We start from the raw sequence: 23,805 nt of genomic DNA, 5'->3' as shown, positions 1-23,805 counted from the left end.
GGTCAGGCCGCCTTCCCGCGCAGGCGGCGGAGCCTGCTGCTGCGTTCGTGGTCCATGGACGCGAGGGTCTGGTCGAGCACGTCCTGGGGCATGTTCCGCAGGGCCGCCGTGGCCATGCGCTTGAGCTGCTTGGCCACCGCGGGCTCGTACATCTGCGAGTTCTTGATGTGGAACGAGATCATCGCGCAGTAGGTGCGCACCGCCTTGGGCAGGAAGCGGTGCGCCTCCGGGTCGGCGGAGACGTGCGCCAGCAGGGCGTCGTGCGCGGGGATGAAGTCGAGCTGGCGGGCGTCCTTGATCTGGGTGAGCGAGGTGGTGACGCCGCGCCGGTAGAAGATGCCGAGCAGCCCGACGGCGGCGAAGGTCTTGGCCCGCAGGTGCAGCCGCCAGGTCCACAGCCGGTCCTCGGCGGTCTTCAGCTCCACGTCGAACCGCATGGCCCCGTCGTCGAACAGGTGCCTGCGGTAGATCCCGGCCCAGACGAAGGGGTAGTCCACCATCGTCTCGGTGTGCGGCGGGCCGATGACGTCGCGCGGGTTGAGCACGGTGCGGCGCAGCGGCGCGGGGGCGCGGCGCACGACGCGCTTGGTGCCGGTGCTCTGCACGTGGTCGACGCGGAGGAAGTCGCAGTCCAGTTCCTCGATCGCGGTGACGAGTTCGTTCAGGTAACCGGGGGCGTACCAGTCGTCACCGTCGAGGAAGGTGACGTACTCGCCGTTCGCGGCCTCGATTCCGCTGTTGCGGCCCTGGGCGATGCCCATGTTGCGCTCGTGGCGGATGAGTCTGCTGTTCGGGAGTTCGTCGCTCCACCACTGGAGGATCTCCGAGGTGGCGTCCGTCGAGCAGTCGTCGACCAGGATGAACTCCGTGTCCGGGTCCGCGTTGTTCGCGAGGCTCTTCAGAGTGTCCTGGGCGTACTTCTGTACGTTGTAGAAGGGCACGACGACGGAGAGTTTGGGCACACGAAGTCCAGTACTCGGTAGGCCGGGGCCGAAGGCGCCCATGGCGGCTTGCTTGACGGGGACCCGGCCCCTCGCGCGGCCGGGAGTCCCAGCGTAATGGCTGGCCAGAGGGGTGACGAGTGCCCACGGCGAGTAACCGCGTGAACAGATGGAGTCCTGCCCGCGGACAGATTCGCTCATATCCGGCGCCCAGGCGAACGAACGATGAATTCTCTGTGACCCATCACACACGTTTCGGCGCCGGAACGCCGGGCCCGCGGGGCCGCCCGCACCGGTTCCCCACCCGCTGACGGGGTGTCCGTACCAGGGTGGCACAGTCCCGGGCGCGGTGGTGGGCGGTGGACGGGCGGGGGCGGAAGCGGAATACTGCGGGAATTCCCGGCGGGGCGGGGAGAAGCGGGCGCGGCGGCGCGTGGCCGGTGCCGTGAGCTGGCGGGAAAGGGGCGGGCGGGAATTCCCCGGGATTTCCTCCGCCCGCGGCGAGAGGCTTTTCCGGAACCGGCGGCGCGGCGGGTTCCGCGGCGCGGGGTCGGGCGGCGGACCGGTCCCGCCGGGGTGGGGGCGGGCCCGTGCGGGCGGCCGGTCGGCGGGGGTGCGCGGGTCCGGAGGCGGGGTGCGGGGAGAGGGCGCGGAGTGACGCGCGCCACAGCAACACAACTGGGCAGTCGGACATCTACCGGGTGTGACATCAGCCTTGCTCCCCGGGCAGCCGACCCGGGACCCCGGCGGCGCGCAGGCCGCGCGGAAGGGGCGTGGAAGCGCTCTGCGAGCGGTGCCGCGCCGCGCGCTGCGGCGCGCCCTGCCGAAGGGGCCGGGGGCCCGCGCCGCGGCGCTCGCCGCCGCCGTCACGGTGCTGGCGCTCTGCCTCGGGGACGCCGCCGCGCGCAGTCGGCCGTGGGGGCCGAACACCCGCGGCGTGAACGACCTGGGCAACCAGTACGTCCCGTTCCACGCCCACCTGCGCGACCTGCTGCTCGGCGGCGACGGCGGATGGATCGTCAACTGGCGGTCCGGCTTCGGCACCAGCTTCCTGCCGGACCTGGGCACCTATGTGTCCAGCCCGTTCGCCCTGCTGGTGGTGGTCTTCCCGCGGGACCGGATCGACCTCGCGGTGTACGTGATCACGCTGGCGAAGACGGCCGCCGCCGGGGCCGCGATGGCGTGGCTGCTGATGGCGCTGCGGCCGGGCCGCTGGTGGGCGGCGGGCGCGCTCGGCGCCTCGTACGCGCTGTGCGGCTGGTCCGTCGCGGACGCCTCGTACAACCCGATGTGGCTGGACGGGCTGATCGCGCTGCCGCTGCTGTGCCTGGCCGGGGAGTGGGCGCTGGCCGGGCGGCGCCGGGTGCTGGGGCCCGTGGTGGTCGCCGTGGTGTGGATCGCGAACTTCTACACCGCGTACATGGCCACGCTCGGCGCCGCGCTGGTGCTGCTGGCGCGGCTGCTGCTCATGGACGCCACGGTGCGGCGGCGCCTGGCCGCGCTGGGCCGGGCCGCGGTCACCGCGGGGCTCGGGGTGGGCCTGGCCGCGCCGCTGGTGGCCGTCGTCTATTTCGGCAGCGAGCACGCCTCGCCGGGCCGTGACCTGACGTTCCACGCCGCGCCGTGGACGGATGTGTTCGCCCGGCTGCTGCCCGGCACCTACAGCTTCCTGAGCCCCGCGGTCTACCTGGACAGCGCGGCGCTGCTGCTCGCGCTCGCCCTGCCGCTGCACGCCGCGGTGCCGCGCGCCACCCGCGCCGTGTGGACGGCGCTGCCGCTGGCCGTGCTGCTGTCCCTCCAGTGGGGGCCCACGCACCTGGTGTGGCACGCCTTCGCCACGCCCAACGGCAGCCCGTTCCGGCAGGTGTTCGTGCTGTCGGGCCTGATGGTGATCGCCGCGTGGCTGTCCCTCGCGCACGGCGTGCCCGGCCGCCGCCCGCTGCTCGCCGCGGGAGCGGTGCTCGGCCTGGTCTGGCTCGGCGCGTCCTCCAGCGAGCTGGTCGAGCCGTGGGCGTACCCGCTGGCCCTGGCGGGCGCCGCCGCCGCGGTGGCCGCCCTGCTCCTGACGCGCCGCTGCGAGCGGGCCCGCCGCCCCCGGCTGGCGGTCGCCGCGGCGGTCCTGCTGGTGGGCGCCCAGATCGGGCAGTCCTCGGCCACCGCCGCCGTCGCCACCGCCTCCCGGCTGGCGGACAAGGACGACTACGCGCCGTGGGGCGAGCGCCAGCGCACCCAGCGCCAGGTGATCGCCGAGGCGGACGGCTGGCCGCGGTACCGCACCGACCCGGGCCGTGAGCAGACCGTCGGCAACGACCCGCTGCTCGTCGGCGGGCAGGGCGCCCAGTACTACAGCAGCCACACCTCCGAGGTGCTCAGCCGCACCCTCACCGCGCTGGGCGGCGGCTGGACCTCGCGCGGCCGGTCGGTGCAGAGCCTGGACAACCCGGTCACCGACGCGGTCTTCTCCGTCGGCGCCCGGGTGCACTCCCCGCCCGACCCGCACCAGAAGTGGTGGCCGGCGGACGGCACGACGACGCACGCCACCCGGCAGGACGTCCCCCCGCTGGTCACCGTCCGCCCCGCGGGCCCCGCGCCCGGGTTCGGCCCCTCCGCGTACCGCAACCAGGAGAAGCTCCTCGGTGCCGAGGTCTACACCGTGCCCGAGGTGGCGGCGCGCACCGGCGCGGGCCCCGGCAGGCCGGTGCGCGGCGAGGGCCTGAAGCTGCCCGCGCGGGACCGGCCCAACCCGGTCACGCTCACCGCCTCCTGCCCCGCGGGCAGCCGGGTGTTCCTGTGGGCGCCGCGCTACTGGGGGACGGCCGCCCTCGCGGGCGGCGCCGAGCAGGGCCGGTTCCGCGCCGACCACACCAAGATCGCCGCCATGGAGCCGATCGGCACCGTCCCGGCCGGCGGCCGCGTGGAGGTCGCCCTCGGGCAGCAACCGGGCAAGCCCGGCGTCATACCCGAGGGCGCCGTCGGCTGCCTCGACCCCGACCGGCTGCGGGACGCCGTGGACCGTCTGAAGCGGACCGGCGCCACGAAGGTCGAGGTCGAGGGACGCCGCGTCCGCGCCCAGCTCCCGCCCGGCACCACCGGCACCGCCGTGGTCGCCGCCCCCCGCATCGCCGGCTGGCGCTGCGCCGCGGGCGACGGGCCCGAACGGCCGGCGGCGAACCACCTGGGCCTGATCGCCGTACCCCTGGACGGGACGGCGGACTCGGTCTCCTGCACCTTCCACCCTCCGGGGCTGCGCCTGGGCACGGCGGTCGGCGCCGCCTCCCTGGTGGGCCTGGCCGCCCTCGGGCTGCTCCCGCCCCTGGCCGCCAGGCGCCGGGCGGGCCGTCCCGCCGAACCCGCACCGAGCTCCCTCACCCGGAAAGAGCCGCCATGCTGATCTCCGTCGTCGTGCCCTGCCACAACGAGGAAGCCGTGCTGAGCCGCTTCCACGAACACCTGGCCCGCGCCTGCTCGCCGCTCCCGCACGAGGTGGAGTTCGTCTACGTGGACGACGGCAGCGGCGACGGTACCCTCGCCCTGCTGGAGCAACTGGCCGCGGACGACCCGCGGGTGCGGTACGTCTCCTTCAGCCGCAACTTCGGCAAGGAGGCGGCGATGCTCGCCGGACTGACGTACGCCTCGGGCGACGCCGTGGTCATCATGGACGCCGACCTCCAGCACCCGCCGGAGCTGGTGGGCCGCATGGTGGAGCTGCGCGAGCAGGGCTGGGACCAGGTGATCGCCAGACGCACCAGGGAGGGCGACCGGGTCACCCGCACCCTGACCGCGCGGGCCTACTACCGGCTGATCAACCGGCTGGTGGACGTGGAACTCGTGGACGGCGTCGGCGACTTCCGGCTGCTGTCGCGGCGCGCGGTGGACGCGGTGCTGCGCCTGACGGAGTACAACCGGTTCTCCAAGGGCCTGTTCGCATGGGTGGGCTTCCCCGGCACCACCTTCGAGTACGGCAACGCCGTCCGCGAGGAGGGCCGCAGCTCGTGGACGTTCGGCAGGCTGCTGAACTACGGCATCGACGGCCTGCTGTCCTTCAACAACAAGCCGCTGCGCGCCGCGGTGTACCTGGGAATGGCGCTGCTCACCGCGGCCATGGGCTACGCGCTGTGGATCGTGGGGGACGCCATGGTCAACGGGGTGGAGACGCCGGGGTACGTCACGCTGGTCGCGGTGATCACGGCGCTGGCCGGGGTGCAGATGGTGATGACGGGGGTGATCGGCGAGTACATCGGCCGGATCTACTACGAGGTCAAGCGGCGGCCGCACTTCCTGGTCCAGGCGTCCAACGCCGCCCCGGCACGCAGGCTCCCGGCGCAGCAGGGCCGGGCCGTGGAGGGCGTCGCCCGTTGACCGGTCCGCCGCCGCCCGCACGCGCCCCCCGCCGCCCCGCGCTCCGGGGCGGGCCCGTGCTCGGCCAGCTCGCCAGGTTCGCCGCCGTGGGCGCCGTCAACACGGGCACCTACTACGGGATGTACCTGCTGCTCCTGCGGGTGCTGCCGTATCTGGCCGCGCATGTGCTCGCGTTCGCGCTGAGCATGGTCGGGTCGTTCTTCCTCACCGCGCGCTTCACCTACCGGACGAAGCCGACGTGGCGGAAGTTCGCCCTGTTCCCGCTCTCCAACGCGGCGAACTTCGCCGTCACCACCTGCGGGGTGTGGCTGCTGGTGGACGTGGCCGGGTGGGGCAGCGCGCTGGCGCCGCTGGCCGCGGCGGCCGCCGCGGTCCCGGTGACGTTCGCCGTCTCCCGGACGATCATGCTGCCGGGGGCGCGGGGCGCGGCGCCGCCGCCCGCGTGAGGGGCTCGCGCGGGCGGCGGCGGCCGGTCTGCGCTCAGCCCCCGTCCCGGGGCCGCGGGACGGCCGGTATCGCCCGGTAGCCGGGGTTGATGAACGACGGCTGCGGGTGCAACTGCTCCGGCGGCACGGCCAGGGCCAGGCCGGGGAAGCGGCCGAACAGGGCGGGCAGCGCGATCCCGGCCTCCAGGCGGGCCAGGCCCGCGCCGAGGCAGTAGTGGGCGCCGTGGCCGAACGCCAGATGGCTCTTGTCCGCGCGGGTGACGTCGAAGTCGTCCGCGGTGGGCCCGTGCACGGCCGGGTCGCGGCCGGGCGCGCCGAACGCGATCAGCACCGGGTCGCCCTTGCGGAGCACGGTGCCGTCGTCGAGGGTGATGTCGCACGTCGGGAAGCGCATCGGCAGGTGCATCACCGGCGGCACCGCGCGCAGCGCCTCCTCCACCACGTCGTCCCAGCCGGCCCGTCCCGCGCGCACGGCGCCGAGCTGGCCGGGGTTGCTCAGCAGCGCCACCACCGCGTTGCCGATGAGGTTGACGGTGGTCTCCGCGCCCGCGCCGATCATCAGGATCAGCGTGCTGATCAGCTCCTCCTCGGTGAGCCGGGAGCCGCTGTCGTCGTCGCGGGCGGCGATCAGGCCGCTGGTCATGTCGTCGCCCGGCGCCTCGCGCTTGGCCGCGACCAGGGCGTGCATGGCCGCGTACAGGTCCTTGGCGTTGGCCGCCGCCTCCTGCGGGTCCACGGCCGTGGTCAGCACCGCGTCCATGACGCGGCGCACCTCGGGGCGCTGCTCCTCGGGGACGCCGAACAGGTCGAGGACCAGTCGGGTGGGCAGCGCGTACGCGAAGTCGGCGTGCAGGTCGGCCGTGCGGCCCGGCGGGAGCGCGGCGAGCCGGTCCAGCAGCTCCGCGGTGATCCGCTCCACGCTCGGCCGCATCGCCTCCACCCGGCGCGGGGTGAACGCGTGGGTGACGAGCCGGCGCAGCCGCCGGTGGTCCTCGCCGTCGGAGGTGAACATGTTCCGCACCGACACCAGCGGGTGCAGCGGCCAGTCCCGGGGTATGCGCCCCTCGCGCAGGGCGGGCCAGTGCGCGCGGGCGTCCTTGCTGATCCGCGGGTCCGACAGCAGTTGCCGGATCAGCCCGGGGTCGGTCACCGACCACGCCACCACCGGGCCAGGGAGCTCCACCAGTGTCGCCGGTCCGCGCTCCCGGAGGCGGGCGGCCTCCCCGTGGACGTCGCCGCCGCCGAGGTCGAGGCGGAACGGGCAGGTGCCGGCCGTGCGGGGGCTGTCCATGCGGGCTCTCCTGGGTCGGTGGGGCGGGCGGGGGAAGCGCCGGCGGCCGGCGGCGGGGCGGTCGCGGGCGGGGCGGTGGCGGGCGCGGCGGTGAAGGTCACCGGCAGCGCAGCGGGGCAGCGGTAGAAGGGGCCCGGCTGCCAGACGACCCGCTCCGCGGGCACGCGCAGGTCCAGGTCGGGCAGCCGGTCGAGCAGCGTCTCCAGCGCCACGGTGGAGATCAGCCGCGCCTCGGACTGCGCCGGGCACCGGTGCGGCCCCGCGCTCCAGGCGAGGTGGCCCCGGTTGCCCGAGCGGCGCTCGGAGGCCAGCTTGGGGTCGGCGTTGACGGCCACGTGGCTGATGACGACCGGGACGCCCGGCGGGACGGTCACACCGGCGACCGCGGTCTCCCGCACGGCGTAGTGGACGGAGAAGTTGGAGCCGGGCGGCGCCACCCACAGCACCTCCTCCAGCGCGTCCTCCACCGGCAGGCTGCCGCCCGCCAGGTCCCCGGCGAACCGGTCGTCGGTGAGCAGCAGGAGCAGCGCGTTGCAGGTGAAGGCGGTGGACATGGTGGTGCCCGCGCCGACGATCAGCACCAACTGGTGCAGCAGTTCGTCGTCGGCGAGCTCCGCCGGGTGGGCCAGCAGCCAGGAGGTGAGGTCGGCGCCCGGGGCCTTGCGCTTGAGGGCGACGAGCTCGGCGAGGCAGGCCAGCAGGTCCTCGCTGGCGCGCTGGGCGCCCTCCGGGGTGGCGGTGAGCATGCCGACGGAGCCGGCGACCAGGCGTCTGCCCATGGCGTCGTCGGGCACGCCGAACAACTGGGAGAACACCAGCAGCGGCAGCACCGAGGCGTAGTCGGCGAACATGTCGGCCTCGCCGCGCGGGGCGAAGGCGTCGATGAGGGTGCCGGCGCTGCGCTCGACGTAGCCGCGCAGCGCGTTGGGGTCCACGCGGGAGAGGCTGTCGGTGATGGCGCGGCGCAGGCGGGTGTGGGCGTCGCCGTCGGCGAACAGGGCGCTGGGCCGGTAGGCCATCATCGGCAGCACCGGGCTGTCCGCGGGCACCTGCCCGGCGGTCAGCGCCCGCCAGCGCCTGGCGTCCTTGACGAAGGTGTCCGGGTCGCGGACCACCCGCAGCGCCGCGTCGTAGTCGGTGACGAGCAGGGCGTCGACGCCGGGGGCGAGTTCGACGGGCTCGACGGGCCCGCGGCCGCGCAGTGTCTCGTAGACGGGCGCCGGGTCCGCGGCGAACTCCGGGCCGTACAGCGGGACCGGGGCGCCGCCCCGGCCGGCGGGGCAGGACGGGGGCGGTAACGCCGCTTCGGCTTCGGCGGAGGAGGTCACACACAACTCCTGGTCGGTCGGGGGTGATTGGCGCCGTGAACGGGATGGCGCGGCCCGGCCGATGGTGCGGCGGGCCGCGGCACCGAACAGGTATACACCAGCCGGTCACCGGGCGTGCGGGGGTCGCCACGGTACGCCGGGACGAACCCGCGGCCCTGCCCCCGTACAGCGGTGCGCTGTACGCTGGGGCGCATGTCGAAGCACGTGACCATCCGCCTTGACGAGGAGCTGCTCGAGCGCCTCAAGGCCCGCGCCGCGGAGCGGGGGACGACGGTCACCGCGCTGATCACCGAGGCCACCAAGCGGGAGCTGGACGAGGACCGGGAGCGCTTCCTGGCCGCCGCGGCGGAGTTCAACACCGCGGAGAACTGGGCGTACGTGCGGAAGAGGTTCGGTCCCGGGACGTGAAGATCGACCTCGCCTGGGCCTGGAACGTCCTGGCCCACCACCTGCCGTCCGACCCCACCGTGTGGGACCCCTCCGGCATCGAGGCCGCCGTGGCGCGGCACGCCTCCGACCTGGTGATGGCCTCGGACGCGCCCGGCCACGACACGGCGTGGCGAGCCGCGGCGCTGCTGCACACGCTCACGGTGTGCCCGCCGCTGGGCTCCCCCATGAACGAGTTCTACGCGATGGCGATGGCCCGCGCCTACTGCGCGGCCGCCGGGTGGGAGGCGCTGCCGGACACCGAGGCGCTGGCGGACCTGGTGGAGGCGGCCAAGACCGGCCGGGCGGACGTGCACCGGATCGCGGACGTGCTGCGGGAGACGGTGCGGGGCTGAGCGGGCGGGCGCCGGCCCGCGGGGCGGCGCGGCCGGGAGGTCACGGGAGGGTGAGGATCCGCGGGCCGTCGTCGGTGATCGCCACGGTGTGCTCCACGTGCGCCGCGCGGCTGCCGTCGGTGGTGCGCAGGGTCCAGCCGTCCGGGTCGGTGCGGTGGTCGCCGCCGCCCCCGGCCATCAGCATCGGCTCCAGGGCCAGCACCAGGCCGTGGCGCAGTCGCAGCCCGCGGCCCGGGCGGCCCCGGTTGGGGAGGTGCGGGTCCTCGTGCATGCGGCGGCCGATGCCGTGGCCGCCGTAGCCGTCGAGCATCCCGTACCCGGAGGCGTCCACGGAGGACCCGATCGCGTGCGAGATGTCCCCGAGCCGGTTGCCGGTGACGGCGGCGGCGATCCCGGCGTCGAGGGCCCGCCGGGCCGCGGCGAGCAGTCGCTCGTCGGCCGGGCGCGGGGTGCCGACGGCGAAGGTGATCGCGGCGTCGCCGGTCCAGCCGTCCAGCTCGGCGCCGCAGTCCACGGAGACCAGGTCGCCGTCGCGCAGCGGCGGCCCGTCCGGGATCCCGTGCACCACGGCGTCGTTGACGGAGACGCAGATCACCGCGGGGAACGGGGTGGCGGCGAAGGAGGGCCGGTAGCCGAGGAACGGCGAGCTCGCCCCGGCCTCGCGCAGCACCTCGCGGGCGACCTCGTCCAGTTCGCGGGGACGGGTGCCGACGGCCGCCGCCTCCCGCACGGCGGCCAGGGCCCGCGCCACGACGCGCCCCGCCTCCCGCATCGCGTCCATCGCCGCGTCCGTCTTGATCTCGACCATGCCGGGTCGGCTCCCTCTCGCTCGTGTGGTTTCGGGCATGCCGGGGCGGACGGCGCGCCACCGTCGGCCGCCGCGCCACCGTCACCCAATTCTTATACCGGTATTTGTATCACGGGATTAGTATCACGGGCATGGTTCGGATTCCTCTGACACCGTGGGAGCGGGAGCGCGGCGAGCGGCTCGGCGTCCTGCTGCGGCGGGCGCGGGGCGAGCGCACCATGGTGGAGGTCGCCGCCGCCGCCGGGCTCTCCGCCGAGACGCTGCGCAAGATCGAGACCGGCCGGGCGCCCACCCCGGCGTTCTTCACGGTGGCGGCCCTCGCCTCGGCGCTCGGGCTCTCCCTGGACGAGGTGGCCTCGGCCTGCGGGGCCCAGGCCGAGGGCGGCGGCGACGCGGCGCCCGCGGCCTGAGCGCGGGGCGGCCGGCTCCGGCGGCGCCCTGTATGCAGCCGGTATGCTCCGGCCATGGCCGACACCAGCATCCGCATCAGCGCCCACGCCAGGGACCGGCTGGCCCGGATCGCCGCCGAGCAGGGCACCACGATCCGCACGGTCGTGGAGACCTACGCGGAGAGCACCCTGACGCCCTCCGAGCGGGCCGCGCGGGCCGCCGCCGCGCGCGACCACATGGCCGCGCACTTCGGCGCCGCCTTCGACGACGGCGACCCGGACGCGGCGCGGGCCGAGGACCTCTGGAGGCGGGCCGCCGCCGGGCAGGAGCCGCACGCGCGGTGATGCCGACCGCGCTCGTCTTCGACGACACCGCCGTCGAAGCCCTCGGCCGCGGCAACCGGCTGGCCTGCTGGATCGTGGAGCGCGCCTTCACCTTCCCCGGGCGGCGCGTCCTGGTGCCCGCGCTGTGCCTGCTCGCCGCCGACACCCGGCAGCGCGGCCTGGCCGAACACGTCGGCGCGCTGGGCGTGCTGACCGTCGTCGACCTGGACTACCCCGCGGTCGTGGCCGCCGCGGCGCTGCTCTCGGACGGCATGGAGTGGCGGCACGCCCACGCCGTCCACCTGGCCCGGCCCACCCCCGACTACCCGTCGGGGATACCGCTGGCCACCACCCGGCCCGCCCTGTACCGCAAGGCCCGGGTCCCCGTCGTCGAACTCGGCTGAGGGGCGCGGCTCCGCCGGGCGAGCCCCTCACCGGGGGGCCGCCGGGGCGGGCCGTGCCCGGGCGGGCGTCAGCGGCGCGGCGGGAACGGCCTCCGCCCCCGGCCGGGGCGGCGCTGCTGGCGGGCGCGGCCGGGGGCGGGGGGGTCCGCCCGCTCGGGGGCGGCCGCGGGCGGGGGCGGGGGGGCGGGGCCGTCCCCGGGGTCCGCGGGCGGCGGCGCGGCCGGGCGGATCAGCAGCGCCACGGTCACCAGCACCGCCACCCGGGCCAGCGACTCCCGCTCCAGGGCGCACAGCGGGCAGCCGGCCAGATGCGCCTCCATCTCCGCGCCGTCCGCCGCGTCCAGCGCCCCCAGCACATGGGAGGCCAGATCGACGCGCGCCTGCTCGCAGTCCACGGCTGTTCTCCACTGGCGTGAGTTCCCCCGTACCGTCACCGGCCCCATACGGACCCGAGCCGTCCGCGGTTCACCGCCGGGACCGCCCGGTCCGCTTCCGCGGGCGCCCGGCCGGTCTCCCTCCGCCGCGCGGACGGCGCGGAAGCGGGGCCGGGCGCCGGTCAGCTCTCGGCCATCTCCAGGAGCCTGACCACGGTGTTCCAGTTGCGCGCGGTGACCGGGACGCCCAGGCGGCGCTCCACCGCCGCGGGCAGCCGGGCCCGGCCCGCGCCGCCCGGCAGGTGGTAGTACAGCTCGCGCTCCCCGGCGCGCACCTCCTCGGGGGCGTAGGCGGCGAGGTCGACCGCCCGGAGGGCCCGCCGGTCCACGGGCGCGTCGAGGAACGCCACCAGCAGCCTGGCGGGGTCCCGGACGGGCAGCGGGTTGCGCTCGACGACGCCGCGCAGCTCGGCGGCGGTGCGCACCATCACCTTCACCCCGCCGAGCGCGCCCCCGATCTCGGCCGCGATGCGGTCGGTGGGCCCGGCGGCGGCGGTGAAGACCGCGTTGCCGATCTGGAGGTGGGTGCGGACGTCGGTGTGGCCGAGCCCGGTCAGCAGGGCGCGCAGCTCGCTCATGACGACCCCGCGGTGCCCGCCGACGTTCACGCCGCGCAGCAGGGCCACACAGCGGACGGGGCTGGTCTCACCGGTCATGGGGACATTCTGGACCGGGCGCGCGGGACACGCGGGGTCGCCGCCGTCCCGGCGCGGCGGGCGTCAGGGCACCCCGGCCAGCCGCAGCCCGGCGGTGACGGCGGCCGCGGCCAGCACGACCGGCAGGAACGGCGCCCGCCGCCAGGCGAGCACCCCGGCGACCGCCACCCCGGCCGGGCGGGCGACCCCCGCCGCGTGCTGCCCCTCGGCGAGGGCGGAGGTGGCCACCAGGGCGGCGAGGAGCACGACGGCGGAGAGCCGGGTCAGCCGCTCGGCGCGGGGCGGGAAGGTGACCCGGCTGCGCAGCAGCGGTCCGGCGAGCCGGAGGGCGAAGGTGCCCGCGGCGAGCACCAGGACGGCGGCGAGCAGGGCCGGTGAGGTGGTCATTACCGCCTCCTCGGGGACACGGCGGCCGGGGCGAGGCCGGCCAGGGCGAGCAGCACCGGCACTCCCGCGGGCAGGAACGGGGTGGCGGCCAGGGCGATCGCGGAGCCGGCCAGGGCGGCGCGGCGCCCGTCCCGCTCCCGCAGGGCCGGCAGGACCAGGGCCAGCAGGACGGCGGGGAACATCGCGTCGAGGCCGAGCGCGCCGGTGTCCCGGACGGCGGTGCCGAGCAGGGCGCCCACGGCCGTGCCGAGCGGCCAGCACACCGCGATGCCCAGGCCGCAGGCCCAGTAGGCGGCGCGTCCGCGGGCGGTGTCCCGTTGGGCCAGGGCGAGCACGACGGTCTCGTCGTTCATCAGGTGCGCGCCCAGCAGACGGCGCGGGCCGCGCCCGAGGACGTCGGGCAGCGCCAGCCCGAACGGCAGGTGGCGGGCGTTGACCAGCAGCCCGGCCAGGACCGCGGCGACGGGGCTGCCGCCCGCCGCGACGATCCCCACGAACAGGAACTCCGAGGAGGCGGCGAGGACGAGCAGGCTCAGCGCGAGGGGCACCCACACGGGCAGCGGGGACGCGGCGGCCGTGGCGCCGTAGGAGAGGCCGACGACGCCCACGGCCAGGCACATCAGCGCGATGTCCCGCAGCGGGGACCGATCCGGTGTTCGCCACAGCGAATGCATGACGGATAGAATGAACACCCCAGGGATGTTCGTCAAACCGAACGACGTACCGATGGAGTGAACGATGGCGGGAGAACGGCAGGAGAACCGGCGCGAGTCCGCGTCCGCGGCGGTCCCCATGGAGGCCATCGCGGCGGCCCTGCGGCGCGAGCGCGGCCGGGCCGGGCTCTCCCTCACCGAGGTGGCCCGCCGGGCGGGCGTCGCCAAGTCCACGCTGTCCCAACTGGAGTCCGGCGGCGGCAACCCGAACCTGGAGACGCTGTGGGCCCTGTGCGTGGCCCTGGACGTGCCGTTCTCCCGGCTCCTCGACCCGCCGCGCCCCCGGGTGCAGGTGATCAGGGCGGACGAGGGCCCCGCGGTCGCCGCCACCGGCGCCGACTACCGGGCCACCCTGCTCGCCGCGAGCCCCGGGAGCGCCCGGCGGGACATCTACCGCGTCGACGCCGAGCCCGGCGCGCCCCGCGACTCCGACCCCCACATGCCCGGCGTGGTCGAGCACGTGCTGCTGGCGAGCGGCCGGGCCCTGGTGGGCCTCACCGACGAGCCGGTGGAGCTGGGTCCCGGCGACTACGTCGCCTACCCCGGGGACCTCCCCCACACCTTCCGCGCCCTGGAGCCGGGCACCCGCGCGGTGCTGGTGTCCGAGCACGGCTGACCCGGGATCCCCGCCCCGCGCGACCGCGCCTACCAGCGGCGGCCCACCGCCACGGCCGCCAGCTCCGGCGCGGACAGGTGCAGCACCCGGAAGCGCTCGGCCGCCGGGTCCTCGTCCGCCGGCACGTCCCCGGCCCACAGGGTGAACCGGACCAGCTCCCAGGCGCACGGGTCGAACGCCACCGCGGTGGTGTGCACTCCGGCGGTCGCGGCCAGGGCGCGCGCCCCCGTCAGGGCCCGCTCCACGGCCGCCGCCGGGTCCTCACCGGGCGGGAACGGCGCCGTGCGGCGGGAGGCGGCGTGCGGCGCGGCGCCGTACGCCGGGCCGCGCTCGCAGGCGGCACCCGTCCAGTGCCGCACCGCGGGGCGGCCGAAGTCGGCGACGATGCCCTGGAACCCGCCGCCCCCGGCCAGGAACGCGCCCATCGCGCCCACGTCCCGCCACAGGTAGAACGGCGCGTAGGCGTTGACGGGCGAGCCGTCCACACCCCGCTCCCTGACCAGGTACGCCTTCAGCCCCAGCCCGGGCGCCGCGTCCAGGGCGCGGCCGCGCGTCGCCACCCGGCGGCGGATGACGTCCATGTCATAGTCGGCGGGCAGGGTGATCTCGTACTGCATCGCGTACACGGCGGGCCCTCCTAGGCGTGTGCGGTCCGCGCGGCGAGCAGGGCGAGCGCCCCGTCCACCGCCTGCTCGAACGGTTCGGCGGAGCCGGCCGCCCTGGCCAGGACGTAGCCGCCCTGGAGGACGGCGACGAGGGCGGCGGCCGTGCTCCCGGGGTCGAGGGCGTCGTCGAACTCCCCGTCCGCCCGGCCCTCGGCGAGCACCTCGGCGAGCCGGCGGCGCAGCCAGGCGAGCGTCTCGTCCACGGGCTCGCGCAGCTCGGGGCTGGCGAAGACGTCCGGATCCTGCGTCAGCCGCCCGACGGGGCAGCCGCGCAGCACGTCGCGCTCGCGGCGCAGATAGGCGGTGATCCGCTGGGCGGCGGTGCCGGGGCCGGACAGGCGGGCGTCCGCGGCCTGCCGCATCTCCGCCGCGGTGCGGCGGATGGCGGCCAGGGCGAGGTCCTGCTTCCCGGCGAAGTGGTGGTACATGCTCCCCTGCCCGACCCCCGCCCGCTGCTGGATCGCCCGCGGGCTGGTGCCGACGTAGCCGCGCTCCCAGAGGAGGTCGCGGGTGGTTTCGATGAGTCGGTCGGAGGTGGTCATGGACTCGACTGTACATACCAGTAGGTACAGAGTCCAGCGACGGGCCGGTCGACCGGGGCGGGGGTCGGACGGCGGGCCCGCCCCGGGGGTCCCCGGGCGACGCCGCCGGAGCCGCGGGCGGGCGCACGTTCGCGGGCGTGGGCGCCGCGAATGGAGGTTTCCCTCGTTTCGGGGATATACAACAAAGGCCGTGAAGGTCGATTTTCGCTATGTTTGCGCAGACGTGGACGGGCCCCGCACGCGGCCCGTCCGCGCTGCCCGCAAGCCGTGACTCACCCTCAGGAGCAGCCCATGGCCCTCCCCCGCAGGTTCGCCGCCGCACTCGCCGCAGCCGCTCTGGTCCCCGGCCTCTGGCTGTCCTCGTCACCGGCCGCCGCCCGGGGCCACGACGACGTGTACCTGGCGAACGTGGCCACGAAGGGCTGCCTGGACACCCCCCGCGCCCGCTCCGGGAACGGCGCCGTGACGGCCGAGTGCCGGCAGGTGCGGGCCCAGCGCTGGGCGGCGGAGCAGGTGCAGGGCGGGCTGAGGCTGCGCAGCGACGCCGGGCGCGGCGACCTGTGCCTGACCGCGGACCCGCGCGGCGGGGACCGGCGCACGGTGCGGCTGCGGACCTGCGACGGGCGGGCGGAGCAGCGGTTCCTGGTGTGGATCGTGGACGACACCTACGTGGTGCTGGAGAGCGCCGTGCACCGGGGCCGCTGCCTGGGGGTGGACGACAGCGGCCGGGTGGCGCTGCTGCGGGCCGCGCCGCGCTCCGGCGAGCAGCAGTGGGCGTTCTTCCGGATGTCGGAGGAGAGCGCCTGACGCCGGGGACGGCGCCCGGCGCGACCCGGTGCGGCCCCTGCGAGCAGGGGCCGCACCGGGTCGCACGGGTTCGGAGAGGATCCGGCGGGGTGGGGCGGACGCGCCTCAGGGCGTCCGGAAGGTCTGCTTGACGACGCCGGAACCGCCCACCGTGTCCACCACGGCCCCGCCCTTGACGTCGCGGTAGACGCCGGTGCCGCCGGTCAGCGGCGCGTCGGAGACGATCCGGCGGCCGTCGCGGTAGTCGGCCAACTGGTGCATGGAGACCGAGCCCTTGGCGGTGCGCAGGATGCGCAGGCAGGAGATCGTGCTGGTGTTCCCCGCCACGTGGACGGCGGCGCACTGGCCGCTCGCGTCACCGACCTTTCTGCCCTTGGCGTCGAACAGGTGGGAGTACGACACCCAGGTGTCGCCGGTGCGCAGCTCGCTCGGACGGTCGGTGGAGACGAGCCTGCTGGTGTAGGTCACCCGCGCCCCGCGCCCGGCGGGGTCGCTCGCCGAGGACGCGGAGGACTGGGTCCAGCCCGCGGCGGCCACGAGCGCCGCGGTGGCGGCGGTCGCGGCCCAGACGGCCTTGGGCCCGGGCCAGGAGAACTTGGTGGATGTCACGGTCACTGACTGCTCCAGTGGGATGGTGCACTGGGTGGTGTCGGCCACCCCCGCCGGACATGGCGGCTGCGCTGTTAACTGCCGCCGCCGCACCCGGGTTGCGTGCTTCCACCGTTCGGAGTCGGCCCGCCCCGCCGGGGCGGGCCTTCTCACCGCCCGGCCAGCGCCCCGCCGTTGACGTGCAGGGTCTGCCCGGTGATGTGGGAGGCGGCGGGCGAGGCGAGGAACAGCACGGTCCCGGCCACGTCCCGCGGGTTCCCGGCGCGGCCGGTGGAGGTCTCGGCGATCAGGGTCTCGCGCCGCCGCTCGGTCATGGCGCCGCCGAAGAAGTCGGTGTCCTCGATGTAGCCGGGGGCGACGACGTTGGCGGTGACCCCGTCCGGGCCCAGGCGCTGGGCGAGGGTGAGGTTCCACGCCTCGACGGCGGCCTTGGCGGCGCCGTAGGAGCCGGAGCCGCCGCGGTGCGCGGCGATGGAGCCGATGCTGACGACGGCTCCGCCGCGGGCGAGGCGGGGGCGCAGCGCCTCGGTGACGAGGACCGCCGTGAGGACGTTGGCCTCCAGGTTGGCCCGCCAGGCGGCGGCGAGCCCGTCGAGGCCCTCGCCCGGTTCCGCGCCGATGTCCGTGTTGCCCCCGGCGTTGTTGACCAGCACGTCGACCCGCTCGGGCAGGGCGGGCAGGGCGGCCCGCACCGCCGCGGGGTCGGCGGCGTCGAAGGCGACGGGCCGCACCGAGGGGCCCAGTTCGCGCGCGGCCCGCTCCAGCACGTCCGCGCGGCGGCCGGTGACGACGACCCGGTCCCCCTGCTCGGCGAACGCCTCGGCGACGGCACGTCCGATGCCGGTGCCGCCTCCGGTCACGACGATGTGGCGCATGCTCTCCTCCTTCTTCCGCTCCCACCCATGATCACACCGCCCCGGGAGTCGGGGGCCGGGGGGTGCCCGGCCGTCCGCGCCGGACCGGCGCGCGGCGCGCGGCGCGGGGCGCGGGGCGGAGGACTCCCCCGCGCGCCGGGCGTGCCGGGGTGGCGCGAGGGTCAGCCGCGCCGGTCCGCCGCCGCGTTGCGGCGGCGGGTGTGCAGGCGGACCTTGGTGCGGTTGCCGCAGCGGGCCATGGAGCACCAGCGGCGGTTGCGGCCGGGTGAGCGGTCCACGAAGCGCAGCCCGCAGGTGTCCGAGCCGCACACCCGGACCCGCGCCGCCTCGGTGGACAGCAGCAGTTCGACGGCGTCCACCGCGACCAGCCCGAGCGCCCCGGCGACGCCGTCGGCGGTGCTCGGCGCGCGCTCGGGCGCCAGGCGGCCGCCGCGGACGGCGAGTCGGGGCGCGGGGCGCGGGGCCGCCGCGGCGCAGTCGTTGATCAGGGCGATGTCGGCGCCGCCGGGCAGCCCTCCGCCGGCGGCGGCGAGCACGGCGCGGTCCACCGCCTCGCGCAGCGCCCTGGCCCGCTCCAGGTCCCCGTCCCCGACGGGGTGCGGGCCCGGCGCGAGCAGCTCGGCCCCGCGCAGCCAGCGCGCCAGCTCCTCCGGCGCGCGCAGGGTCTCCCGGGGCACGTCCCAGCGGTTGCGGAGGGTGTTGACGAAGTCCAGGCACACCCGCCCGCCGTCCCTGATCCACCCGTCGTCCGCAGGCATGGGTCCATTGTCCACCCCGCTCCCCCGGGCTCCCCCGGCGGCGGCCGGGGGCGTTGTGCGGGGCCGGGGCGCCGGGTTACGCTCCCCGCGTTCCGGGAACTAACCCTCTGAGAGGGTTAGTTCATGGTGCGCGACGGCACGGCGAGCGAACGGGAGGCGCGATGACCACGGCGACGACAGGCGGGGCCGCGGCGGACACGGCGGCGGCGGACCCGGCGGTGACCACGGGCGTGGCCCTGGTGGACGGGGTGCGGCTGCACTACACCCGGGCGGGGCGGGGGCCGCTGGTGGTGCTGCTGCACGGCTGGCCGCAGACGTCCCTGTGCTGGCGGCCGGTGCTGGGCCGGCTCGCCGCCGCGCACACCGTGGTCGCCCCCGACCTGCGCGGCTACGGCCTCAGCGACAAGCCGGCCACCGGGTACGACAAGCGGCGCATGGCCGCGGACATGGCCGGGCTCGTCGCCGCGCTCGGCTTCGAGCGGGCCGCCGTGGTGGGCCACGACCGCGGGGCCAGGGTCGCCCACCGCTGGGCCCTGGACCGGCCCGACCAGGTGGAGCGGCTGGCCGTGCTGGACATCGTCCCCACCCGGGAGGCCGTCCGCCGCATGGACGCCACCGTGGCCCCCGGGTACTGGCACTGGCTGTTCCACCTCCAGCCGGACCTGCCGGAGCTGCTCGTGGGCGGCAATGTGCGCGCCTACTTGGAGTTCTTCTTCGAGCGCTGGAGCCACGACCGGCACGGCCTGCCGCCGGAGTCGGTGGACGCGTACGTGCGCGCGTTCTCCCGCCCCGGCGCGCTGCGGGCGGGCTTCGACGACTACCGGGCCCAGGACGAGGACGTGGCGCTGGACGAGGCGGACTTCGCGGCGGGCCGGCGGGTGCAGGCACCGGTGCTCGCGGTGTGGGGCTCCTCCAGCCTGGCGGCCAGGCTGCCGGTGGAGGAGATCTGGCGCGCCTACGCGGCGGACGTGACGGGGGTGGAGATCCCCGAGTGCGGCCACTTCATCGCCGAGGAGCGCCCGGAGCAACTGGCGGCGCACCTGCTGGCGTTCCTGGCCGGGCAGGAGGGCAGCCCCTAAGGTCCCGCCCGCGGGGCGGGGCTCAGGCCGTGTCCGGCAGGGCCCCGGCCCAGGCGGTGAGGGCGGCGAAGTCGTCGCCGGTGAGGCCGATCCTGGGATCGACGCGGTGCAGCAGCGCCGCCTCGCCGTGGTGCGCGGCGACCCACGCGCGGTCCCGGTCGCCGAGCTCGTCGTCCACCCAGGCGAAGGGGCGCCCCGCCGCCCACTCCACCAGATGCCGGGTCTTCCAGTGGATGCCGTCCGGGTCCCGGTGGTGGACGCGCGGCCAGACGATGACCGGCAGCTCCGGCAGGCCGACCCGCGGCGCTATCCACTCGTTGGCCTCGTGCATCCAGGTGGTGCACCACACCAGCGTGAACGGCAGCCCGAGCAGCGCCGGCCCGTGGTCGGGGTTGAGCCACAGCCGCAGCGGCCGGACGAACCGGCGCGGCCTGCGGCTGCGGGCCACCCACGACTCGGGGAGCACCCGGTGCGTGGTGTAGCCGGCCGGGCGGCGGTGGGGCGGCGCGGCGAACGGGTTCAGCGGGCCGTCGACGTCGAGCAGGAGGAGGGGCGGTGTCGGCTGCACCGCACCATGATGCCGCCCGGGCGGACCGGGCGCCGGGACCGGGCGCGGCGCCCGGTGACGAGTCGTCCGCTCCGGGCGCCTTCCGGTGCGGTGGGCGGCGGGGCGGTGCCGCGCCTCACGGTGTGAGGGTGAGCACCATCCACTGCTCCGGTTCGGCCAGGGGCGCGAACCCGGCCTTGGCGTAGACCCCGTGGGCGTCGCCCGTGGCCAGCAGCACCCGCCTGATCCCGTGCGGGGCCAGGTGGTCGCGGACGGCGGTCGCCAGCCAGGTGCCGATGCCCCGGCCGCGGTGCGCCCGGTCCACGTAGACATCGCACAGCCAGGCGAAGGTCACCAGGTCGCTGACGACCCGGGCGTAGGCGACCTGGCGCCCTTCCTCGCCGTACACCCCGAAGTTGAGCGACGCGCGCGCCGCGCGCTCGACCCTGTCCCGGTCGCGGCCGGTGGCCCAGTAGGTGTCCGTGGACAGCCAGTGGTGCACCAGCCCGATGTCCAGGCGGCCGGGGTCGGTGGACAGCTCGTAGCCGTCATCCCTGCGAGTGATCATGTTGCGGCATCGTAGTGCCGGCGGCCGGCGCGGCCCGGCGGCGGAACCCCCTGCCTGACTGGCCGTCATGTTGTCAACCCACCAGCCCAAAAGGGGTCTTGGGGGCATTCACACGCCGGGGACCGCCGGATCAAAAATTTTTTCGAAGATCGTGCAACCCGTCGGACTCCCGGCGCGGTCACTGGGGCATGAGCGCAACGTCCGATCCACTCGCGGCGCGCGTGAGCGCGCCGCACCCCCGCCGCGTCCGCGCGGACCTGGGTCTTTCCGTCGTCATCCCGGCGTACAACGAGGAACGCAGGCTGCGGGCGACCCTGGAGACCGTCGGCCGGTACCTGGCCGCCTCGGCGGCGAGCTGGGAGGTCATCGTCGTGGACGACGGGTCCACCGACGGCACGGCGCGGCTGGTGCGCGCCGCGGCGGGCGGCGAGCCGCGGATCCGGCTGCTCGCCTCCCCGGTGAACCGGGGCAAGGGCAGCGCCGTGCGGCTGGGGGTGCTGGCCTCGCGGGGCCGCCGGGTGCTGTTCTGCGACGCGGACCAGGCCACGCCGATCGAGGAGCTGGCCGGTCTCGCGGCGGCCCTCGACCGGGGGGCGGACGCGGCGATCGGGTCCCGGGCCGGCTCCGCGGCGCGGGACGGGCGGCCGGCGCTGCGCCGCGGGCTCGGCCGGGCCGGGAACCGGTTCATCCAGGCCGTGGCGGTGCCCGGGATCCACGACACCCAGTGCGGCTTCAAGCTGTTCGACGGGGACAAGGCGCGCGCCGCGTTCGCCCTCGCCCGGATCGACGGGTGGGGCTTCGACGTGGAGATCCTGCTGCTGTTCACCCGGCTCGGCTGGACGGTGGCGGAGGTGCCGGTGCGCTGGGCGCACCAGCCGGGCTCCAAGGTGCGTCCGCTGGACTACGCCAGGGTCCTCGGTGAGACCCTGCGGGTGCGGCTGGGCCGGGTGCCCGCCGCCCCGGCGGCCTCCCGGTGACCCGGGTCGGCCCGGCGCAGCGGGTACGGGAGCACGGCGCGGCACAGGACGCCGGGGGCGCGGGCGGGGCCGCGGGGGACCCGTCCGGGCGGGGGTTCGCGGCGCGGGCCGCCGCCGCGAAGGCGTGGGCCGCCGGGCGGATGCCGGAGGGGCTCGGGCGGCGCGTGGCCCGGTGGGCGACCCGGCGGCGCGCCGGGGACCTCGCGGTCGCCGCGGGCTACCTGCTGCTCGCCGTGTTCGTGCTGAAGGGCCTGTGGGCCGGTCCCGGCTCGCGCTACCTGGTGGACAGCGGGCAGGACCAGAACCAGTGGGAGTGGTTCTTCGCGGTCACCGCGCACGCGGTCACCCACGGCGAGAACCCGCTGTTCACCACCGCGCAGAACCATCCCGACGGTGTGAACCTCATGGCGAACACGGTCATGCTCGGGGTGTCCGTGCCGCTCGCGCCCGTCACCGCGCTGTGCGGGCCGGGCCTCACCTGGGCGCTGGTGCTCACCTGCGGGCTCGCCGGGACCGCCGCCGGCTGGTACCGGGTGCTGGCGGCCGAGGTGGTCGGGTCCCGGGCGGCGGCGGCGCTCGGCGGGGCGTTCTGCGGGTTCGCGCCGCCGATGATCTCGCACGCCAACGCGCACCCGAACTTCGTGGCGCTGTTCGTCGTGCCGTTCCTGGTCCGGCAGGTGATCAGGCTGTGCCGGGGCACGCGGCCCGGCCGCGACGGGGTGGTGCTGGGGCTGCTCGCCGCGTTCCAGGTCTTCCTCGGCGAGGAGCCGCTGCTGCTGACCGCGACCGGGCTCACCCTGTTCCTGGCCGCCTTCGGCCTGCTGCGCCCAGAGCGGGCGCGGGCCGCGGCGCGCCCGCTGCTGACCGGGCTCGGCGTGGCGCTCGCCGTCTGCCTGCCGCTGGTGGCCTACCCCCTGGCCTGGCAGTTCCACGGTCCGCAGAGCTACGACCGGCTGCTGCACGGGCACGCGGGCAACGACGTGCTGGCGCTGTTCTCCTTCGCCGGGCAGTCGGTGGCCGGCGACCAGGAGACCGCGGCCCGGCTGTCGCTGAACCGCACGGAGGAGAACGCGTTCTTCGGCTGGCCGCTGGCCGTGCTGCTGGTGGCGATCGCGGTGTGGCTGCGGCGCGTCGTCCTGGCCCGGGCGCTGGGCCTGGTGGTGCTCGCCGCCGCCCTGCTGTCGCTCGGCCCGGAGATCGTCGTGGACGGCGAGCGCACGGGCGTCCCCGGGCCGTGGTGGCTGTTCGCGAGGCTGCCGCTGTTCGAGTCGGTGCTGGAGTCGCGGATGACGATGATCTGCGTCCCGGCCATCGGGGTGCTGCTGGCCCTCGCCGCCGAGCGGGCGCGGGTCGCGGTCGGCCCCGGCCGGTACACCCCGTTCCCGCTGCTGTGCGGCGTGGTGGCGGGCGCCCTGGCGCTGGGCGCCGTCGCCCCGACCCCGCTGACCGCGGCCGACCGGCTGCCCACCCACCCGTTCTACGCCGAGGGGCTGTGGCGGGACCACGTCAGGCCGGGCCGCACCCTGGTGCCGGTGCCGCCGCCGGGCACGGGCGACGCCACGGCGCTGCACGCGCAGGTGGCGGCCGACTTCGGGTTCAACCTGCCCGAGGGCTACTTCGTCGGCCCGTGGGGCGGCACCCGGGAGGGCGCCTACGGGGCGCTGCGGCGGCCGACCTCCGAGCTGCTGCACGACGTCGCCGACACCGGCCGGGTGCCCCGCGTCACCGCGAGGCAGCGCCGGGAGGCCCGCGCGGACCTCGCGCACTGGCGCGCGGACGCGGTGGTGCTCGGCCCGCACCCGCGCCGCACCGAGCTGCACGAGACGGTGGAGCGGCTCCTCGGGCCCGGCGAGGACGTCGGGGGGCTGTGGGTGTGGGACGTGGCGGGTTCGTCGCGGACGGCGCCCCCGTGACCGGCCGCCGGCCCCGGCGCCGCCCGCCCTCCGCACGCCGCGTCCGCGGACGGGGAGGGGGCGGGTGAGAGCGGCGCGCGACGAGGAGGAGTTCACCGCCTACGTCACCGCGCGCCTGCCCGAGCTGCGCAGGCTCGCCGTGCTGCTGTGCAAGGACGAGCACCGGGCCGACGACGTGGTGCAGACCGCCGTCACCCGCCTGTTCGTGCACTGGCGGCGGGCCAGGGCGGCGGACGACACGGACCGGTACGTGCGGCAGATCCTGGTGCGCTGCTTCCTCAGCGAGCAGCGCCTGGCCTGGGCCCGGGTCCGCCTCACCGGTGCGCCCCGGGACACCCCGGACCCGCCCGCGGCGCCGGGCCCCGACGTGGAGACCCGCGCCGTGGTGCACTCCGCGCTGTCCCGGGTGCCGCCCCGGCAGCGGGCCGTGCTGGTGCTGCGCTTCCTGTGCGACCTGTCGGTGGCGGAGGTCGCCGCGACCCTGGGCTGCTCACCGGGCAACGTCAAGAGCCAGACCGCCCGGGGCCTGGCGAAGCTGCGGGCGCTGCTGGGCGAACCGGCCACCACCGCCGTGACGAAGGAGTAGC

29 protein-coding genes are annotated in these 23,805 nt (G+C 76.3%); 14 read left to right on the top strand and 15 right to left on the bottom strand.

The annotated features are described in order from the left end of the window. Positions 1-2: 2 nt before the first annotated feature. The gene (locus ACYVO2_RS25760; RefSeq protein ID WP_461010369.1) at positions 3-962 is read right to left on the bottom strand and encodes a glycosyltransferase family 2 protein; all 960 of its coding nucleotides are present in this window, start codon (positions 960-962) and stop codon (positions 3-5) included. 772 nt (positions 963-1,734) lie between these two features. Between ACYVO2_RS25760 and ACYVO2_RS25755 the strand changes: the two genes are divergently transcribed. The 3 genes from ACYVO2_RS25755 to ACYVO2_RS25745 are packed head-to-tail and all read left to right on the top strand — an operon-like array spanning position 1,735 to position 5,746. Then, entirely contained in the window at positions 1,735-4,332 is a 2,598-nt protein-coding gene (locus ACYVO2_RS25755) for a YfhO family protein (protein WP_461010368.1), read from the top strand. After that, the gene (locus ACYVO2_RS25750) at positions 4,326-5,300 is read left to right on the top strand and encodes a glycosyltransferase family 2 protein (protein ID WP_461010367.1); all 975 of its coding nucleotides are present in this window, start codon (positions 4,326-4,328) and stop codon (positions 5,298-5,300) included. Before ACYVO2_RS25755 ends, ACYVO2_RS25750 begins: the two co-directional genes overlap by 7 nt. A gap of 56 nt (positions 5,301-5,356) precedes the next feature. Continuing rightward, on the top strand, positions 5,357-5,746 hold the full coding sequence (locus ACYVO2_RS25745) for a GtrA family protein (RefSeq protein WP_461010366.1): 390 nt from the start codon (positions 5,357-5,359) through the stop codon (positions 5,744-5,746). Between the two features lie 34 nt (positions 5,747-5,780). On the opposite strand, the gene ACYVO2_RS25740 is transcribed toward ACYVO2_RS25745, so the two are convergent. Then, a complete protein-coding gene (locus ACYVO2_RS25740; protein WP_461010365.1) occupies positions 5,781-6,929 on the bottom strand; it encodes a cytochrome P450 family protein in 1,149 nt (382 codons plus the stop codon). Then, positions 6,893-8,365, bottom strand: coding sequence for a cytochrome P450 family protein (locus ACYVO2_RS25735; RefSeq protein WP_461010364.1), 1,473 nt, complete (start codon positions 8,363-8,365; stop codon positions 6,893-6,895). Before ACYVO2_RS25735 ends, ACYVO2_RS25740 begins: the two co-directional genes overlap by 37 nt. A gap of 192 nt (positions 8,366-8,557) precedes the next feature. Here ACYVO2_RS25735 and ACYVO2_RS25730 point away from each other — a divergent pair, with 192 nt between their 5' ends. Then, complete coding sequence (locus ACYVO2_RS25730) at positions 8,558-8,773, top strand: ribbon-helix-helix protein, CopG family (RefSeq protein ID WP_461010363.1); 216 nt, start codon at positions 8,558-8,560, stop codon at positions 8,771-8,773. After that, on the top strand, positions 8,770-9,147 hold the full coding sequence (locus ACYVO2_RS25725) for a hypothetical protein (protein WP_461010362.1): 378 nt from the start codon (positions 8,770-8,772) through the stop codon (positions 9,145-9,147). The genes ACYVO2_RS25730 and ACYVO2_RS25725 overlap by 4 nt, the downstream gene beginning before the upstream one ends. 40 nt (positions 9,148-9,187) lie before the next feature. Here the strand turns inward: ACYVO2_RS25725 and map are convergent, their stop codons facing one another. Next, positions 9,188-9,955, bottom strand: a complete 768-nt coding sequence (map, locus tag ACYVO2_RS25720; protein WP_461010361.1) for a type I methionyl aminopeptidase — start codon at positions 9,953-9,955, stop codon at positions 9,188-9,190. Between the two features lie 131 nt (positions 9,956-10,086). Here map and ACYVO2_RS25715 point away from each other — a divergent pair, with 131 nt between their 5' ends. The 3 genes from ACYVO2_RS25715 to ACYVO2_RS25705 are packed head-to-tail and all read left to right on the top strand — an operon-like array spanning position 10,087 to position 11,072. After that, positions 10,087-10,365, top strand: coding sequence for a helix-turn-helix domain-containing protein (locus ACYVO2_RS25715; protein ID WP_461010360.1), 279 nt, complete (start codon positions 10,087-10,089; stop codon positions 10,363-10,365). A 54-nt stretch (positions 10,366-10,419) separates the two neighbouring features. Next, positions 10,420-10,689, top strand: a complete 270-nt coding sequence (locus tag ACYVO2_RS25710; RefSeq protein WP_461010359.1) for a hypothetical protein — start codon at positions 10,420-10,422, stop codon at positions 10,687-10,689. Further along, on the top strand, positions 10,689-11,072 hold the full coding sequence (locus tag ACYVO2_RS25705) for a PIN domain-containing protein (RefSeq protein ID WP_461010358.1): 384 nt from the start codon (positions 10,689-10,691) through the stop codon (positions 11,070-11,072). The genes ACYVO2_RS25710 and ACYVO2_RS25705 overlap by 1 nt, the downstream gene beginning before the upstream one ends. A 68-nt stretch (positions 11,073-11,140) precedes the next feature. On the opposite strand, the gene ACYVO2_RS25700 is transcribed toward ACYVO2_RS25705, so the two are convergent. From ACYVO2_RS25700 to ACYVO2_RS25685, 4 genes are all read right to left on the bottom strand, one after another. Further along, a complete protein-coding gene (locus tag ACYVO2_RS25700) occupies positions 11,141-11,467 on the bottom strand; it encodes a zf-HC2 domain-containing protein (protein WP_461010357.1) in 327 nt (108 codons plus the stop codon). A 161-nt stretch (positions 11,468-11,628) separates the two neighbouring features. Beyond that, complete coding sequence (locus ACYVO2_RS25695; RefSeq protein WP_461010356.1) at positions 11,629-12,162, bottom strand: DUF1697 domain-containing protein; 534 nt, start codon at positions 12,160-12,162, stop codon at positions 11,629-11,631. A 63-nt stretch (positions 12,163-12,225) separates the two neighbouring features. After that, on the bottom strand, positions 12,226-12,549 hold the full coding sequence (locus tag ACYVO2_RS25690; RefSeq protein ID WP_461010355.1) for an AzlD domain-containing protein: 324 nt from the start codon (positions 12,547-12,549) through the stop codon (positions 12,226-12,228). Next, a complete protein-coding gene (locus tag ACYVO2_RS25685; protein ID WP_461010354.1) occupies positions 12,549-13,223 on the bottom strand; it encodes an AzlC family ABC transporter permease in 675 nt (224 codons plus the stop codon). The genes ACYVO2_RS25690 and ACYVO2_RS25685 overlap by 1 nt, the downstream gene beginning before the upstream one ends. A 64-nt stretch (positions 13,224-13,287) precedes the next feature. Between ACYVO2_RS25685 and ACYVO2_RS25680 the strand changes: the two genes are divergently transcribed. Beyond that, complete coding sequence (locus ACYVO2_RS25680; protein ID WP_461010353.1) at positions 13,288-13,878, top strand: helix-turn-helix domain-containing protein; 591 nt, start codon at positions 13,288-13,290, stop codon at positions 13,876-13,878. A gap of 29 nt (positions 13,879-13,907) precedes the next feature. Here ACYVO2_RS25680 and ACYVO2_RS25675 read toward each other — a convergent pair whose 3' ends face one another. Next, positions 13,908-14,504: a DUF4865 family protein gene (locus ACYVO2_RS25675; protein ID WP_461010352.1), complete on the bottom strand. Its 597-nt coding sequence runs from the start codon at positions 14,502-14,504 to the stop codon at positions 13,908-13,910. A gap of 11 nt (positions 14,505-14,515) precedes the next feature. After that, the gene (locus ACYVO2_RS25670; protein WP_461010351.1) at positions 14,516-15,085 is read right to left on the bottom strand and encodes a TetR/AcrR family transcriptional regulator; all 570 of its coding nucleotides are present in this window, start codon (positions 15,083-15,085) and stop codon (positions 14,516-14,518) included. Positions 15,086-15,376: 291 nt separating this feature from the next. Here ACYVO2_RS25670 and ACYVO2_RS25665 point away from each other — a divergent pair, with 291 nt between their 5' ends. Next, entirely contained in the window at positions 15,377-15,892 is a 516-nt protein-coding gene (locus tag ACYVO2_RS25665) for an RICIN domain-containing protein (RefSeq protein WP_461010350.1), read from the top strand. 105 nt (positions 15,893-15,997) lie between these two features. Here ACYVO2_RS25665 and ACYVO2_RS25660 read toward each other — a convergent pair whose 3' ends face one another. The 3 genes from ACYVO2_RS25660 to ACYVO2_RS25650 form a co-directional block, all read right to left on the bottom strand. After that, on the bottom strand, positions 15,998-16,507 hold the full coding sequence (locus ACYVO2_RS25660; RefSeq protein ID WP_461010349.1) for an allene oxide cyclase barrel-like domain-containing protein: 510 nt from the start codon (positions 16,505-16,507) through the stop codon (positions 15,998-16,000). 143 nt (positions 16,508-16,650) lie between these two features. Further along, positions 16,651-17,376, bottom strand: a complete 726-nt coding sequence (locus tag ACYVO2_RS25655; RefSeq protein WP_461010348.1) for an SDR family NAD(P)-dependent oxidoreductase — start codon at positions 17,374-17,376, stop codon at positions 16,651-16,653. 161 nt (positions 17,377-17,537) lie between these two features. Continuing rightward, complete coding sequence (locus ACYVO2_RS25650; RefSeq protein ID WP_461010347.1) at positions 17,538-18,134, bottom strand: CGNR zinc finger domain-containing protein; 597 nt, start codon at positions 18,132-18,134, stop codon at positions 17,538-17,540. 161 nt (positions 18,135-18,295) lie between these two features. Here ACYVO2_RS25650 and ACYVO2_RS25645 point away from each other — a divergent pair, with 161 nt between their 5' ends. After that, complete coding sequence (locus ACYVO2_RS25645) at positions 18,296-19,213, top strand: alpha/beta fold hydrolase (RefSeq protein ID WP_461010346.1); 918 nt, start codon at positions 18,296-18,298, stop codon at positions 19,211-19,213. Between the two features lie 22 nt (positions 19,214-19,235). On the opposite strand, the gene ACYVO2_RS25640 is transcribed toward ACYVO2_RS25645, so the two are convergent. Then, positions 19,236-19,781, bottom strand: a complete 546-nt coding sequence (locus ACYVO2_RS25640; RefSeq protein ID WP_461010345.1) for a hypothetical protein — start codon at positions 19,779-19,781, stop codon at positions 19,236-19,238. 115 nt (positions 19,782-19,896) lie between these two features. Continuing rightward, positions 19,897-20,328, bottom strand: coding sequence for a GNAT family N-acetyltransferase (locus ACYVO2_RS25635; protein WP_461010344.1), 432 nt, complete (start codon positions 20,326-20,328; stop codon positions 19,897-19,899). A gap of 221 nt (positions 20,329-20,549) precedes the next feature. Here ACYVO2_RS25635 and ACYVO2_RS25630 point away from each other — a divergent pair, with 221 nt between their 5' ends. The 3 genes from ACYVO2_RS25630 to ACYVO2_RS25620 all read left to right on the top strand — a co-directional run bounded on the left by ACYVO2_RS25630 (position 20,550) and on the right by ACYVO2_RS25620 (position 23,804). Next, positions 20,550-21,305: a dolichyl-phosphate beta-glucosyltransferase gene (locus ACYVO2_RS25630; protein WP_461010343.1), complete on the top strand. Its 756-nt coding sequence runs from the start codon at positions 20,550-20,552 to the stop codon at positions 21,303-21,305. Next, positions 21,302-23,218, top strand: a complete 1,917-nt coding sequence (locus ACYVO2_RS25625; RefSeq protein ID WP_461010342.1) for a glycosyl transferase — start codon at positions 21,302-21,304, stop codon at positions 23,216-23,218. The genes ACYVO2_RS25630 and ACYVO2_RS25625 overlap by 4 nt, the downstream gene beginning before the upstream one ends. Positions 23,219-23,282: 64 nt before the next feature. Next, positions 23,283-23,804: a SigE family RNA polymerase sigma factor gene (locus ACYVO2_RS25620; RefSeq protein ID WP_461010341.1), complete on the top strand. Its 522-nt coding sequence runs from the start codon at positions 23,283-23,285 to the stop codon at positions 23,802-23,804. Position 23,805 lies beyond the last annotated feature (1 nt).

This window comes from Streptomyces capparidis, assembly GCF_054782095.1.
The sequence above is the reverse complement of the archived record's forward strand: the minus strand, read 5'-3'. Positions and strand labels throughout refer to the sequence as shown.